The sequence below is a fragment of the Vibrio ulleungensis genome, assembly GCF_016900875.1.
GTDB classification, from domain to species: Bacteria; Pseudomonadota; Gammaproteobacteria; order Enterobacterales; family Vibrionaceae; genus Vibrio; species Vibrio ulleungensis.
In genome coordinates this window covers 559444-573827 of record NZ_JAFEUM010000002.1, presented here as the reverse complement: position 1 = coordinate 573827, position 14384 = coordinate 559444, and the positions used below count along the sequence as shown (strand labels likewise).

Here is a 14384-nt window from a genome sequence, read left to right as displayed (position 1 = left end):
CCTTAATATAGATTGATGAATCAAAACGCTTCCCCAAAAGCCACATCTTCACTCGAGATGTGGCTTCATTATTTAGAGAATATTCATACTAGTGCCATTGACCTTGGTCTCGACCGAGTCCAAAAGGTCGCTCAGGATGGACATTTATCTCGCCCCGCACCAAAAGTGATTACCGTAGCAGGAACCAATGGCAAAGGGTCCACTTGCGCTATTTTAGAGGCGATCTTGCTCGACGCTGGCTATTCGGTTGGCGTGTACAGCTCTCCGCACCTTATTCGCTATAGCGAGCGTGTGAGAGTCAATGGCAAAGAACTCGTCGACGATTTACATAGTGAAGCGTTTGCCCACATTAATGAGTTGCGCGGTGACACAAGTTTAAGCTTCTTTGAGTTTGGCACCTTGGCTGCCTTGTGGCTCTTTCAACAGCAAGCTGTTGATGTGGTCATCTTGGAAGTAGGGTTGGGCGGCAGATTGGATGCGACCAACGTTGTCGATCATGATGTTTCAGTCATTACTTCCTTAGCCGTGGATCATGTTGATTGGTTAGGCGACGATATTAATGTGATTGGATTTGAGAAGGCGGGGATTTTTCGTAGTGGAAAACCTGCTGTATGTGGCCAACCAGACTCACCTAGCACGGTTGCTGCGCATGCGGATGACATTGGTGCTAAGTTGTATCAAGTGGGTATTAACTATCACTACCATAGTGACGGGGCTCAATGGTCTTGGCGTTGTGGCCAATTTGATTTGGACGAGTTGCCCATTCCTAATCTTCCATTACAAAATGCCGCAACGGCACTGACAGCACTTGGTGTGTCGGAGCTCAATATTACCGATGTCAATGTAGTGAATGGATTGCAAAACGCGAAGTTAAATGGTCGAATGCAACTGCTTAGTACCGATCCTGTGGTTCTATTGGACGTTGCGCATAACCCTCATTCTGCTCAATATTTGGCAGGCAGTTTGAAGCAGCGTTACCCAATGCAAAAGGTCATTGTGGTTGTGGGTATGCTGAAAGACAAAGATATTGAGGAGACGCTCAATGCAATGTCTGAGGTTGTTACTGATTGGCACTTAGCAAGTTTATCCGGTGATCGCGCGGCCCAAGCACAACAACTGGCTGAGGTTGTGGATCAATTTAGCACAAACTATCACACCTATGATGGTGCGATAGAAGCCTACCAAGAGGCGCTCAAGCTCGCGGACAAAGACGACATTGTTGTGGTTATGGGGTCGTTTGTCACGGTGGGTGAAGTATTAGAGTTTTGTACACAAGGAACGTTGAATGGCCACTAAGTTTCAAAGCCGCATTGTTGGAACCATCATTCTTGCCGCCGTAGGTGTGATTTTCTTGCCTGACATTCTCGACGGCGAAAAAAAGCATTTTCAAGAAGATTTTGCCAAGATCCCTATCAGGCCGACAGTTGAAAGCGAAGCGGTCAGCTTTGAGGTTCTTGAACCCATCAATGATGATATCGAGTTACCTGAAGCGCCGGTGGAGTTTGTAGTTCAAGAAGAGTCGGGCACAGCGAACAGCGAAGAAGCATTGCCAACTGATGAGCCGCCGCAGGTGGAAGTAGTCATTAACGATGTTCCCGAGGTAAATGATTATGCCGACAGTGCGTGGATCATTCAGTTGGTGTCACTAAAAAATGAAGACAATGCCAAAGCAATAGTGGCTGATCTGAAAAACAGTGGCTATCCAGCCAATATTATTAAGCAAGATAATGGCTTTAATCGGATAGTTGTTGGTCCAGATGTCTCTAAAGAAAAACTGGAAAAGCAGATTATTGAGTTAAAAGCAATTATTGGCCTAGAAGGTCAAGTGCTCAAATTTAAACCACTAAATCCATAAGAAAACGTTTGCGTTACCATTTTTTCTGTTAAAATGCGCGCCAAATACGAGATGTACTCAAAATGAACACAGTCGATTTTATCATTATTGGTGTAGTGGCCTTGTCCGCTCTGATCAGCTTGGTCCGCGGTTTTGTCAAAGAAGCGCTATCATTGGTAATTTGGTTTGGCGCATTTTTTATCGCCAGTCAGTATTACAGCAAATTAGCGGTTTACTTCACCAATATTGAAGATGAGTTGATACGAAATGGCGCGGCCATTGCTGCCCTGTTTATCGCAACTTTGATTGTCGGCGCTATCGTTAACTACGCCATAGGGCAGTTAGTCAGCAAAACTGGCTTGTCGGGCACCGATAGGGTGCTAGGCGTGGTGTTTGGCATGGTTCGGGGTGTATTGATTGTTGCGGCGCTGCTCTTTTTTGTCGACGCCTTTACCACATTGCCAGAGTCGCAGTGGTGGAAAGAATCAGTACTTATCCCAGAATTTGGCCAAGTGATAGAACCATTTTTTGAGCATCTCCAGCAATCATCAAGCTTTTTGAAGAACGCCATTTAGGCGTGTTCGTTTGCCATAGTCGAGGAAAAAAACATGTGTGGTATTGTTGGAATCGTGGGCATCACCCCCGTTAACCAGTCAATTTATGATGCGTTAACGGTGTTACAGCATCGTGGTCAAGATGCTGCGGGTATTATTACCATAGAAAGCAATCGTTTTCGTCTGCGTAAAGCCAATGGACTGGTTAAAGATGTTTTTGAAGCGAAGCATATGCAGCGCTTGCAAGGTACCGTTGGTATAGGTCACGTCCGTTACCCAACAGCAGGCAGCTCCAGTGCCTCTGAAGCTCAACCTTTTTACGTGAACTCGCCTTTTGGTCTTACGTTGGCTCACAATGGTAATTTGACCAATGCACATGAAGTCCGTCAGTCGCTATTTGAAAACGATCGTCGCCACGTTAACACGACTTCAGATTCTGAAGTGCTGCTTAATGTACTCGCGCACAACTTGGATCTAGCCCCTGGACTTACCATCACCAAAGAAGATGTGTTTAAAGCCGTACGTAACGTTCATAGCACTATTCGTGGCGCTTACGCAGTAGCATCAATGATTATTGGCCACGGTATGATTGCTTTTCGCGATCCTAACGGCATTCGTCCTCTTTGTTTAGGTAAACGAGAAGTGGAAGGACGCACCGAATACATGGTCGCTTCAGAATCGGTGGCTTTGGATGCCGTTGGTTTTGACTTCGTACGTGATGTTGCCCCTGGTGAAGCAATCTATGCAACCCTAGAAGGTGAACTGTTTACTGAGCAGTGTGCAGAAAACCCAAGTTTAAACCCATGCATCTTTGAATACGTCTATTTTGCCCGTCCAGATTCATTCATCGACAAAGTGTCTGTTTACAGTGCACGTGTAGAAATGGGCAAAAAGCTAGGCGCAAAAATCAAGCAAGAGTGGGAAGATTTAGACATCGATGTGGTGATCCCAATCCCAGAGACTTCGTGTGATATTGCGCTCGAAATTGCGCAAATTATTGATAAGCCGTATCGACAAGGGTTTGTGAAAAACCGCTATGTTGGCCGTACATTTATCATGCCGGGGCAGCAGCAACGTCGTAAATCGGTTCGCCGCAAGCTGAACGCGATCCGCTCTGAATTTAAAGGCAAAAATGTATTGCTTGTCGATGACTCAATCGTTCGTGGTACTACGTCAGAACAGATTATTGAGATGGCGCGTGATTCAGGGGCAAATAAAGTCTATATGGTATCTGCAGCACCAGAGATTCGATTCCCTAACGTGTATGGCATCGATATGCCGACCGCCAACGAGTTGATTGCTCATGGCCGTGACGCGGATGAAATCTGCAAAATTATTGGCGCTGACGGTTTGATGTTCCAATCGCTGGAAGATCTTGTTTCTGCGGTGGGCATGGGTAATGCCGATATTTCTCTGTTTGAAACATCAGTGTTTAATGGCGAGTATGTGACCGGAGATATCGACCAGAAATACCTCGATTTCTTGGACGAGCTTCGTAACGACGACGCTAAGCTTGAGCAGAACATTGCTCAAGAGCTTGCCAACCTAGAGTTGTACAACGAAGGCGCATAAGCGTACGGTTGTACAATTTTTAGGCCAACTAACACTTAACTAGTTGGTACTAAAGCATTAGAATGCCGACCATCTCTAAGTAGATAGTCGGCATTTTTTTGTCTAAACCAATGACGCATTCGAGATCGTTTTCGCAAAAAAAGGCCTTGACAGTGTAAAGAGTACGCCATTTTTTGAGTTTCTTGTGGCTATTGACTACTGTTATTAAAAAGTTGCTCTAATAATAAAAATAGACAGATTTAAATTTAATTCATAGTGGTTTTGTGAGTTTTAAGGGAAGTACAGATGAACAGACCAGGCGCGGTCGCACAACATACAGCCATAGAGGCCAGCACATCAAGCGTAGTATTGGTGGTGGATGATGACGCAATTTTTCGTCAAATGACCCGAGCCATACTCGAAGCGAGTGGCTTGACAGTTGTAGAAGCAGAAAACGGATTACAAGGGCTGCAAATGCTCGATAAATCGCACCCCGATCTTGTGGTGTGTGATATTGAAATGCCGATCATGAATGGACTGGAGTTTGTTGAAGAGGCCGCTCGTGAATACCCGTCATTGGCCATGATTGTCGTGTCGAGTACTGACCAGATGTCGGTCGTTGCCAACGCGCTGAGATTTGGCATTAAAGATTTTTTAATCAAACCCATTAAGAACCCACAACACCTGTTAGCAGCCGTTGACGAAGCACTTAAGCACTCTGATGACGGTCGAGAGTCAACGGATTTTGCCAGCGAATGGTTTGGTTTGAGTAGTGAAGGGCAACTGCCGGACGAGCAAGAACTGCACTGGCACTTGAAACAGTTGGACTCGGATCCTGTATTAGCCAATCAACTCCTACAAGCGCTTATTCCCTCAAACAGCTCCAGTCAGGGAGATTGGTCGTGTCGTTTCCAATTGATGCAAAGCGCTGACACTGCACCTCTGGTCTACGACTATGTGTGGCTAATGAACGGGCAGTGGTTGATGTACGCCATTGATACTAATACGGCCCCTGAGCACGGTGTAGCAAGTGCACTAATGGTAAGAGGGATCGTAAACGACTACATCCGACGTCACCATGGCAGAGTGGACAGTTTTTTCCAGTTGGTTGAGTCGATCAATAACTCTATCCATCAGATTAATTATTTAGAGCCTGTTGCCAGTTTTTTTGCGCTTGCAGATTGTCCGTTAAAACAAATTCGGACATTAAATTTTGGTATTCCGTTGGAAAACAGCCCTTCATCAACCGTTCTGCTTGGGCAAGCTGTTCAATCTGAGTTAGAAAAAGCGTGTCAAACTATAGAACTCGCTGCGCAAACGGTCTGGACGTTTTCGCCAACCTCTGGAGCGCGACTGCGCTTTAGCCTTAGCGTCGAGTAAAGCGCGCGAATACCCTTACATACTGTCGGTTTTTGTCAGGTCTTTTTTTGGCTATAGTCGAGGCAATTTTAATGAGTGTGATTCTCATTGTATTGTTTACTAGCAACGTTTTTGCTAGACCACGACCCAAGAAAGGAACTCTCCATGACCAGCATTGCTATTGATACCTTAGACACATTTACGGCTCAAGTGTCGACTCAATCAAACGCGTCTCACTCTACAACGTTTAAAGACCCGTATAACATTGCCTATTTTCTAGGATTTGTTGCTGTTTTAGCGCTGCCACTATTGCCTGCCATTTTAACTTGGACTAAAGTCATGGGCGGATATTCGTTCTAGATTTTATACCACTTATGGCTGTTGGGAGGTGGGTATTACTATTAAGCGCTGGGTTTATACCGCGTTAGGTACCACCTTTCTGTTTATTGGTGTTATTGGGGCCATTCTGCCAATTTTACCAACAACTCCCTTTGTATTACTGGCGAGTGCTTGCTTTGTTCGCGGAAATCCCGCGCTTTATAAAAAGCTTAATCAGCACCCTACATTTGGTCCGATCTTACAGAATTGGCAACAAAACCGCTGCATAGAGCGCTCTGTAAAGAAAAAAGCTTATCTGTTTATAGTGGCGAGTTTTACTGTCTCAATAATCGTAGCACCACTCATTTGGGTAAAGATGTTACTAGCAGGCCTGTTTTTAGCCTTGATTATCTGGTTTCGATCAATTCCTACTCATGTCGATATTGCCCCACCCACAGAAAATCACTAACATTAGCTCCTAATTAATTTAAAGAGCATTTTGCTCGACTCAGAGGCTCAGGTACGAGCCCAAAAAGTGAACACTATGAATACTCAAACTCTAACGCTTATTAAAGACAGCATTAAATCTATTCCTGACTACCCAAAACCAGGCATCCTTTTTAGAGACGTCACTAGCCTTCTCGAAGATGCTAAAGCGTATCAAGCAACCATTGGATTGCTTGTCGAAAAGTATCAATCAATGGGCTTTACTAAAGTTGTTGGTACGGAAGCTCGTGGTTTTTTGTTTGGAGCTCCTTTAGCGCTTGAATTAGGTGTTGGATTTGTACCTGTGCGTAAGCCAGGTAAGCTTCCTCGTAAAACTATTGCTCAATCGTACCAACTAGAATATGGCGAAGACGTACTCGAAATCCACACTGACGCTATTGTAGAGGGCGATAAAGTGTTAGTGGTTGATGACCTATTGGCAACCGGTGGCACTATTGAAGCAACAACGGCGTTAATTCGCCAACTTGGTGGCGAAGTTGAACATGCGGCGTTTGTGATTAACCTTCCTGAAATCGGTGGAGACAAACGACTAGAGAAACTCGGTCTTAATGTATTCTCAATCTGTGAGTTTGACGGTCACTAAATCGTGATTGCGACTGTTCGCAGCACGACACATCTGGAAATTGAATGAGCTACTTAGCGTTAGCAAGAAAATGGCGTCCCGCCACCTTTGATCAAGTCGTAGGCCAGCAACATGTGCTGTCTGCGATTGGTAATGCATTGGACAATAATAAGTTGCACCATGCTTATCTGTTTAGTGGTACAAGAGGGGTGGGTAAGACCACCATCGGCCGAATTTTTGCCAAAGGGCTAAATTGTGAAACGGGCGTCACAGGGCATCCGTGTGGCGTTTGTGCAACCTGCAAAGAAATTGACGAAGGTCGATTTGTTGACTTGCTAGAAATTGACGCAGCCTCAAGAACAAAAGTAGAAGATACCCGAGAGCTTCTGGATAACGTCCAGTACAAGCCAGCTCGTGGACGCTACAAAGTGTACTTAATCGATGAAGTACACATGTTGTCTCGTCATAGCTTCAATGCGCTACTAAAGACATTAGAAGAGCCACCAGAGTATGTGAAGTTTCTGTTGGCGACAACGGATCCTCAAAAACTACCCGTTACCATTTTGTCGCGCTGCTTGCAGTTTCATCTTAAACCTCATCAGCTTGATGATATCTCCGGTCAACTGGAACATATTCTTAAGCAAGAAGGGGTTGAGTTTGAGCTAAAAGCGCTGCAGCAACTTGCTCATGCTGGTGATGGTAGTATGCGTGATGCGCTTAGTCTTACGGATCAGGCTATCGCATTGGGTAATGGTGTCATTGACCAGCATACGGTCCACTCAATGCTTGGCACCATCGATGCTAATTATGCGATGCAAGTTGTCCGTTCAGTAGCACTCAACGATGCAGAGTCACTTTTTGCCACTTTGGATCAAGTTGCTGGATTAGGCGCTGATTGGGATGTCTTGCTTAAGCAGATGGCAGAGCATTTTCACAAAATTGCGATGTTGCAAGTTATGCCGAAAGCGCTCAACCCTAATGAGCCTGAGAGTGCAATTTTTGCGGCATTGGCTCAGCAGCTATCGCCAGAAAGCGTTCAGCTGTATTACGAAATCACCTTAAAAGGTCGTCAAAGTCTGCCTTTGGCACCTTTGCCAAAGCAAGGTGTAGAAATGGTGCTGCTAAGACTGCTGGCCTTTAAACCTAAGGTGAAGCAGACCTATGCATTATCGATTGATGCGCAAGCTGCCGATACTCCTGCAGTGGGGTCGGTAGATGTTGCGGTGCCAAAAATTGCACCTGTGACCGAAGTTAAGCCACAGGCAGTAAGCCAACCTGAGGCTAAAGCTAAGCCTGAGTCAGTAACAAAGACAGTTCCGAGCACTATACAGGCTAACGATGAAGCGTCTGCAGCGTTGAAAACGTCAGTGCAAAGCAATGATCAGACACCTGCGTCAACGGCTGCTCAACCTCCGGTTGACAGCAGAACTCAATCACTTGTGGACAGCCAGCCGGAATACCCGTCGGAAGATGATTATCAGCCAATGTCCTACGACGATTTCGCTGAGTCAAAACCGGTGCAGTCACATGCACCGCAGTCAGAGCCACCTCAAGTAACGCGACCAGAGCGAGATAACGCGCCAGCGACAAACCAGCAACCAGCAACCTCACACACCGCGAAGCCGAGTGGGCAGGGCTCTGCTATTGGTGGGCTGCGTCATCAATTGCGCTCAAAGCGAGTACAGCTCGATAAGCACTCTGAGACAGGAGCTGACTCAGCAAAAAAGCCCGGTAAGGTAGACAGCAAAGCGTCCATTTTTGATCGCTTAGCAGATAAGTCGAGTTCTGCGCCTGTGCGCTCTCTACCTACTAGTGCTTCGCCTAATGACACGACCTTTAGCAAGTCTCAACAGCAAACCGCAGCAACAGCCAATGAACCTTATCAATGGCAGCCTAGCGAAGCGGCTAAGCAGAAACAGCAGCAAGCACAGCAATCGGATAAATTGACGCCAGCGCAACTCAAACAGGCACTGCAACATGAGCGTACGCCAGAAATGAACGCTAAGTTGCAACAAGAAGCGTTAGAAAAAGACCACTGGGCAACGGAAATAGCTGAACTGACTATCCCTAAAATGGTGGAGCAGCTCGCGCTTAACTCACATTGTGAGGAGCAGGGCGAGCATTTTCAGTTATGTCTACGACCAAGCCAAGCTCACCTAATCAGTCCCAAAGCCATTGAGGTCTTAACGGAAGCTCTAAGTGGTTTGCGTGGCAAGCCATGTCAGGTGTCGGTTAAAGTAGGTGAACAAGGCGAGACGCCTCTGGAAATTAAAGATAAGCTGTATCAACAAAAAATGACTCAGGCGTATGACGCACTGCAGCAAGATACTCATATCCAGTTTTTGCAGACCCGTTTTGGGGCGCAACTGGACAGTGATACCGTTAGACCTATATAGGGCGATACTTGAAATAGCGTTGTATTACCCCCATAAATAAATCATAACTTGGTGCGTGTAGACGTGCTACAAACCTGAGGTTTGCCAGCAAGCGTAATACGGCTAAGTCTCACAGTTAACTACTCAGCAGAATAGAGAGAATCGAGATGTTTGGAAAAGGCGGAATGGGCAATATCATGAAACAAGCCCAGCAAATGCAAGATCGTATGCAGAAAATGCAAGAAGAGATCGCCAACATGGAAGTAACAGGTGAATCTGGTGCAGGTCTTGTAAAAGTGACCATTACTGGTAGCCACAGCGTTCGTCGCGTCGACATCGATGAAAGCTTGATGGAAGATGATAAAGAAATGCTGGAAGATTTGATTGCAGCTGCGTTCAACGACGCTGCACGTCGTATCGAAGAAACGCAAAAAGAAAAAATGGCGTCAGTCACTGGTGGAATGCAACTTCCACCAGGCATGAAAATGCCGTTCTAAGTTAGGCTTTCTCGATGCGTACCAGTGTAAAGCTGGATCAGTTAATGGAGGCGTTACGCTGTTTGCCTGGAGTAGGACCAAAATCTGCTCAGCGCATGGCGTTTCAGCTTCTACAGCGAGATCGTAAAGGTGGCTTACAATTGGCCGATGCGTTGTCGCAAGCGATGACAGAAATTGGCCATTGCTCTCAATGTCGAACGTTCACCGAAGAAGAAACTTGTCATATCTGCCTAAACCCTAAAAGACAGGCTAATGGGCAGTTGTGTGTGGTTGAAAGCCCTGCCGATATAGCAGCGGTGGAGTCCACAGGGCAATTTTCCGGTCGTTATTTTGTGTTGATGGGGCACCTGTCGCCACTTGATGGGATTGGCCCTTCGGATATTGGGCTGGATGAACTTGATTATCGTTTGAAAGTGGGTGATATCGAAGAAGTCATCCTTGCCACAAACCCCACAGTAGAGGGGGAGGCCACGGCCCAATACATTGCTGAGCTTTGCCACCTGCACAAGGTTAATGCCAGTCGTATTGCACATGGTGTTCCGGTTGGTGGCGAGTTAGACTTGGTGGATGGGACAACGCTGTCTCACTCCTTACTGGGTCGCCAAAAAATATGATCTAATACCAACCAAAGCACTTTTCTGACCAGTTAATGACTTCGATTGGTATAAAAAGCCGCATTTAAATGCGGCTTTTTTTGATTGCAAAACTCCAACCTAATAAATCAACGGGATCACCCCTCAGATTCACTCGATATTCCTCGATAGATTGCAGCGCCTAGTATTGCTCCAATAATAGGGGCAACCCAAAACATCCAAAGTTGTGTTAATGCACCATCACCGACAAAAATAGCCACACCCGTTGAGCGCGCTGGGTTGACTGACGTATTGGTAATTGGGATAGAGATTAAATGTATTAGAGTTAATCCCAAACCGATCGCTATTGGGGCAAATCCTTGAGGTGCACGCTTATCGGTTGCGCCGAGAATAATCACAATAAACATCATTGTCATGACGACTTCAGCAATAAAACCTGCTGAAAGATCGTAGCCACCTGGTGAACGTTCTGCATAACCGTTAGTGGCAAAGCCAGACTCTGCGACGTCGAATCCAGCCTGACCGGTTGCGATTAAGTAAAGGACTCCGCCACCAAGTATCCCGCCAACGACCTGTGCCACTATATAGGGAATAATTTGGGACGCATCAAAACGCTTACCCGCCCAAAGACCTATGGTGACTGCCGGATTGAGGTGACATCCCGAAATGTGCCCAATGGCATAAGCCATAGTTAATACGGTGAGACCGAACGCCAGTGAGACTCCCAAGAGCCCAATGCCAACCTCAGGAAAGGCCGCGGCTAATACAGCGCTACCACAGCCACCTAATACCAACCAAAACGTGCCAACTGCTTCTGCTAAGTATGCTTTCATTATTCTTCCCTTGATTTTGAAACATATCTACTTAACTGTAGACAACAAAATGCATAGTGCGAATTGCTTTAATAGGAAAAATGGGCGGCAGGGATTAGGTAACTTTCTCTAGATAGATTAAATTGGTCATGGCTTGTGGATCGGAGTCACCACAAACGTCGATGTCCGGAGCAAAATCGAGGCAGACTTTTGGACGACTGTCTAATCCAAATAGCCGACATAAGTTATCATCGTTGAGTTGAATGCAACGAGTATTGGCGGGCTTGCCGTTAGGCATGCCGGGGATGGGTGAAGAAATACTTGGGGCGATACAACAAGCACCGCACCCTAACCGACAGTCCAATTACTCGCTCTGCTCTGTTGTCGAGTCGTTAATTGCAGTATCGGTGTTGGCTTCTACAGTTTGTTCCGCTTGTGCTTTTTCCATTTCTGCGCGTTCTGCTTTCGAAATGTAACGAGGCTTATTACTTTTGTGCAGCTTCGCGTTCTGTTTTTTCTGTTTCTTTTTCAGTATCTCGTTGATTTTCTTTTTGCGGTTCATAGTGCCTCTCCAGTGTGTGCGCGCATACTACTAAAATTTTTCGATCAGTGCGAGGTGAAGCGTGTTGGAGATAACTTGAGTTTCGCTGTCAAAATGGTATAACTCAGCGCTCTTCTTCGCACCACCGAATAGGCCATGACATGAGCGCACCATATTGGAAAGAAAAATCACTTGAACAAATGAGTGAACAAGAGTGGGAGTCGCTGTGTGATGGATGTGGTAAGTGTTGTCTGCATAAATTGCAAGACGAAGAAACCGATGAAGTCTACTACACCAACGTAGCGTGCAGCTGGCTAAACAGCAAAACATGCAGTTGCAAAGATTACCCTAACCGTTTTGAGTCTGGTGAAAATTGTCTTAAGTTGACCCGAGAAACCATTCACAAGTTTCATTGGTTACCATCAACCTGCGCCTATCGCCTCCTTGCTGAAGGCAAGCCGCTACCCGAGTGGCATCCATTACTCACAGGTTCAAAGTCTGCTATGCATGCAGCAGGAGAAAGCGTGCGCAATAAAGTGGTCTACGAAATAGACGTGATTGACTGGGAAGATCACATCTACCCATTTGGAAAGAACCTGAAATAAACGCGCTAATTATAGAGCTGTAAAATTCTATCAGCCGACGGCCAGCAATATGCCGCCTATGGTTGCCGCAGCCGTTAAGGCTTTTTTCATCGAGAAACTGCGATCGCTTTGATCATTTTCTTCACCATCGGACAGTGATTCTCTGGCAAGCTCGGATTCTTTTTCAATGTCTTGTAACGCTTGAATGAGCGCTTTTCCCTCTGACGTCAACCCTTGTATTTCTGCAGGCTTTGCAGTCTCGTCCATTGGAGTCGACGCTCCTGCGGCAATACGAGGCGAATCGTTGCCGCTTTCTTCAGCGGCACTAGAGGCATATGGAGTGTGTTGAGTTCCAGCAGAGGCGATAGATTGAGAGGAATTCAGTGGATTCATTACCCTTCCTTTTGGCTATTATGGCAATACTGAGCGCGGTAATGCGTAATCAGTGCTTCTACTGAATCTAAGCAAAAAGTGTTCCTAAGCTATCAATGAGTTGTTGGTGGAGCTCATCTTTACTATTGCTAGATGTTACTTGGCTTTTGGTAGGTATGAATAGCAAAGCTAGATTCGCATTCAAAGTTTGGATTTTGCTCTAATGCAGCTATGGTTTCTGCGGTCGCTTTCCATGCAAACGGGGTCATTTGTAATAGCGCTTTAGCTTCATTACAGGAAAGATTCATCATCGTCTCTAACTGCGTATCGTTAACCTTGGTGAACGGCTCTAGCGTTTCAGTATGTTGATGCAGTTTTACTTCATCATAAATAAGCTCGCGCAATTGATAGAGATGTCTTGCCGCTGGAGTTACCGTGACCACATGGCCACCAGGTTTGAGAACTCTTAATAGCTCTTCTGGTTTGCACGGTGCATAAATACGAATTACGGTATCTAAGCTATTGTCGGCAAAAGGTAAGCGATGGCTAGAGGCGACGCTAAAGTGGCACTCTTGGTATCGTTTGGCGGCATAACGAATCGCCACTTTTGATATGTCTATCCCGTAGCAATCACCGTTTATACGCTCGGCAATATGCTGCGTGTAATAGCCTTCGCCACACCCAATATCCAATACTTGCCCTTGGGACGGGGTAATGCTTTCTACAAGCTCGGCAATGTGCTGTGCCAGCGCCTGATAGTGTCCGGATTCAAGAAATAAGCGTCTTGCCTGCATCATCTCTTTATTGTCACCAGGGGCTTTAGAGCGCTTATGCTGTGCTGGCATCAAATTCACATAGCCCTCTTTTGCAAAATCGAATTGATGTCGATTACTGCACGTTAAAGTGCGATCAGCCAAATTGAGTGGCAACTGACAAAGAGGGCATTGGTAGTGCATTTCGTAATAGTCTCTACAATATTATTTAATGGACAGATGTGTCACAAGTTGGTGCTTCTCACCAGGAACAAGTTGTTTACCTTGCTCCAAACTTGCTGCGTGCAAAGTGGACTCGATGCATAGCATGGTTTGGTAGCCCGTATCATGCATGTCAGCCATTGCTTTTGCTCCCTGTTGCCACGGATTCCATAGCACAGCGCTATTGTCACCTTGATTGCGCACTTCGATATGTCTGTCGAGTACAGGATCAAACAATACGATTGGGGAAACTGGCGCAGTATACACTCGGTCAATGGTGTCAGTCAGCATCAGTTCTTCATTGCCTGTGCAAACTTTTCCTTGTTGTAAGCTATCTTGGTACGTTGGCCCCATTCCAGTGACTGTAGTTTGAGTAATGTCACCCACATTGAGATAGGTATGGAGTGCGCCAGAGAACGTCCAAGGATTGCTGTCGGTGTTTTCAACCTCGAGCGTAAGGGTGATGGTGTCTGCGATTTCAATGAGCAGTCGAGCAAAAAACTTGTGTGGCCAAATTGCACGAGACGGCTCGCTATCTTGAAGCGTTAGCTCGATGATGACGCCACGGTCATTTTCTCTATGTTGGGCTAAGGTCCATTCACTGGTACGCGCAAAACCGTGTGCAGGAGCTGCAATTCGTCCAAACCATGGCCAGCAAACTGGGACACCGCCTCTGATGGCAGCCTTATTATCGAAAATGGCGTCTTCACTCATCCAAATAAGATCAGCCTGTCCAGTTGGTTGAAACGACAAGAGATGGGCACCATGAAGAGAGATCAGTGCCTGAGCGTTATGGTGAATAACGCGAACAGCTTTGCAGTCGCCCATGTTGATGATAGAAACACAGTCTGATAGGGCTGCAATAGTGGGTAGGTTAACGTAGTCCATAGTGAGGTCACCTTAGTAACGAAGAGTGGGAGATAGTCCGGCGTAATTTTCTGACCACTTAAT

Annotated in this window: 18 protein-coding genes; 12 read left to right on the top strand and 6 right to left on the bottom strand. The window is 46.1% G+C overall.

Translation table 11 applies throughout. The features are described 5' to 3' along the window. Window positions 1-15 precede the first annotated feature (15 nt). From folC to recR, 11 genes are all read left to right on the top strand, one after another. Window positions 16-1296, top strand: coding sequence for a bifunctional tetrahydrofolate synthase/dihydrofolate synthase (folC, locus tag JQC93_RS07495; protein ID WP_205157836.1), 1281 nt, complete (start codon window positions 16-18; stop codon window positions 1294-1296). Beyond that, window positions 1286-1855 carry an SPOR domain-containing protein gene (locus JQC93_RS07490; RefSeq protein WP_205157835.1) on the top strand — a complete coding sequence of 190 codons (570 nt, stop codon included), beginning with the start codon at window positions 1286-1288 and terminating at the stop codon, window positions 1853-1855. Before folC ends, JQC93_RS07490 begins: the two co-directional genes overlap by 11 nt. Window positions 1856-1917: 62 nt before the next feature. Continuing rightward, window positions 1918-2409, top strand: a complete 492-nt coding sequence (locus JQC93_RS07485; protein WP_205157834.1) for a CvpA family protein — start codon at window positions 1918-1920, stop codon at window positions 2407-2409. Window positions 2410-2442: 33 nt separating this feature from the next. Further along, on the top strand, window positions 2443-3960 hold the full coding sequence (purF, locus tag JQC93_RS07480; protein WP_205157833.1) for an amidophosphoribosyltransferase: 1518 nt from the start codon (window positions 2443-2445) through the stop codon (window positions 3958-3960). Between the two features lie 285 nt (window positions 3961-4245). Continuing rightward, a complete protein-coding gene (locus tag JQC93_RS07475) occupies window positions 4246-5319 on the top strand; it encodes a response regulator (RefSeq protein WP_205157832.1) in 1074 nt (357 codons plus the stop codon). 144 nt (window positions 5320-5463) lie between these two features. Beyond that, window positions 5464-5658 (top strand): hypothetical protein, encoded by a 195-nt coding sequence (locus JQC93_RS07470; protein ID WP_205158047.1) that lies wholly within the window; start codon window positions 5464-5466, stop codon window positions 5656-5658. A 28-nt stretch (window positions 5659-5686) separates the two neighbouring features. Beyond that, the gene (locus tag JQC93_RS07465; RefSeq protein ID WP_205157831.1) at window positions 5687-6085 is read left to right on the top strand and encodes a YbaN family protein; all 399 of its coding nucleotides are present in this window, start codon (window positions 5687-5689) and stop codon (window positions 6083-6085) included. Between the two features lie 75 nt (window positions 6086-6160). After that, window positions 6161-6706, top strand: a complete 546-nt coding sequence (gene apt, locus JQC93_RS07460) for an adenine phosphoribosyltransferase (protein ID WP_084887266.1) — start codon at window positions 6161-6163, stop codon at window positions 6704-6706. Window positions 6707-6750: 44 nt separating this feature from the next. Then, on the top strand, window positions 6751-9081 hold the full coding sequence (gene dnaX, locus JQC93_RS07455; RefSeq protein ID WP_205157830.1) for a DNA polymerase III subunit gamma/tau: 2331 nt from the start codon (window positions 6751-6753) through the stop codon (window positions 9079-9081). A gap of 146 nt (window positions 9082-9227) precedes the next feature. Then, the gene (locus JQC93_RS07450; RefSeq protein WP_084887270.1) at window positions 9228-9557 is read left to right on the top strand and encodes a YbaB/EbfC family nucleoid-associated protein; all 330 of its coding nucleotides are present in this window, start codon (window positions 9228-9230) and stop codon (window positions 9555-9557) included. A gap of 14 nt (window positions 9558-9571) precedes the next feature. After that, a complete protein-coding gene (gene recR / locus JQC93_RS07445) occupies window positions 9572-10171 on the top strand; it encodes a recombination mediator RecR (protein WP_205157829.1) in 600 nt (199 codons plus the stop codon). 116 nt (window positions 10172-10287) lie between these two features. Here recR and aqpZ read toward each other — a convergent pair whose 3' ends face one another. From aqpZ to JQC93_RS07430, 3 genes are all read right to left on the bottom strand, one after another. Next, entirely contained in the window at window positions 10288-10983 is a 696-nt protein-coding gene (gene aqpZ / locus JQC93_RS07440) for an aquaporin Z (RefSeq protein ID WP_205157828.1), read from the bottom strand. 94 nt (window positions 10984-11077) lie between these two features. Then, window positions 11078-11326, bottom strand: a complete 249-nt coding sequence (locus JQC93_RS07435; protein WP_205157827.1) for a YkgJ family cysteine cluster protein — start codon at window positions 11324-11326, stop codon at window positions 11078-11080. Continuing rightward, the gene (locus JQC93_RS07430) at window positions 11327-11524 is read right to left on the bottom strand and encodes a DUF2986 domain-containing protein (protein WP_205157826.1); all 198 of its coding nucleotides are present in this window, start codon (window positions 11522-11524) and stop codon (window positions 11327-11329) included. Between the two features lie 140 nt (window positions 11525-11664). Here JQC93_RS07430 and JQC93_RS07425 point away from each other — a divergent pair, with 140 nt between their 5' ends. After that, window positions 11665-12108, top strand: a complete 444-nt coding sequence (locus JQC93_RS07425) for a YcgN family cysteine cluster protein (protein WP_205157825.1) — start codon at window positions 11665-11667, stop codon at window positions 12106-12108. 30 nt (window positions 12109-12138) lie between these two features. On the opposite strand, the gene JQC93_RS07420 is transcribed toward JQC93_RS07425, so the two are convergent. The 3 genes from JQC93_RS07420 to JQC93_RS07410 all read right to left on the bottom strand — a co-directional run bounded on the left by JQC93_RS07420 (window position 12139) and on the right by JQC93_RS07410 (window position 14321). After that, window positions 12139-12480, bottom strand: a complete 342-nt coding sequence (locus tag JQC93_RS07420; RefSeq protein WP_205157824.1) for a hypothetical protein — start codon at window positions 12478-12480, stop codon at window positions 12139-12141. Between the two features lie 128 nt (window positions 12481-12608). Continuing rightward, on the bottom strand, window positions 12609-13415 hold the full coding sequence (gene rlmA, locus JQC93_RS07415; protein ID WP_205157823.1) for a 23S rRNA (guanine(745)-N(1))-methyltransferase: 807 nt from the start codon (window positions 13413-13415) through the stop codon (window positions 12609-12611). A gap of 21 nt (window positions 13416-13436) precedes the next feature. Continuing rightward, entirely contained in the window at window positions 13437-14321 is an 885-nt protein-coding gene (locus tag JQC93_RS07410) for a D-hexose-6-phosphate mutarotase (RefSeq protein ID WP_205157822.1), read from the bottom strand. Window positions 14322-14384: the final 63 nt, after the last annotated feature.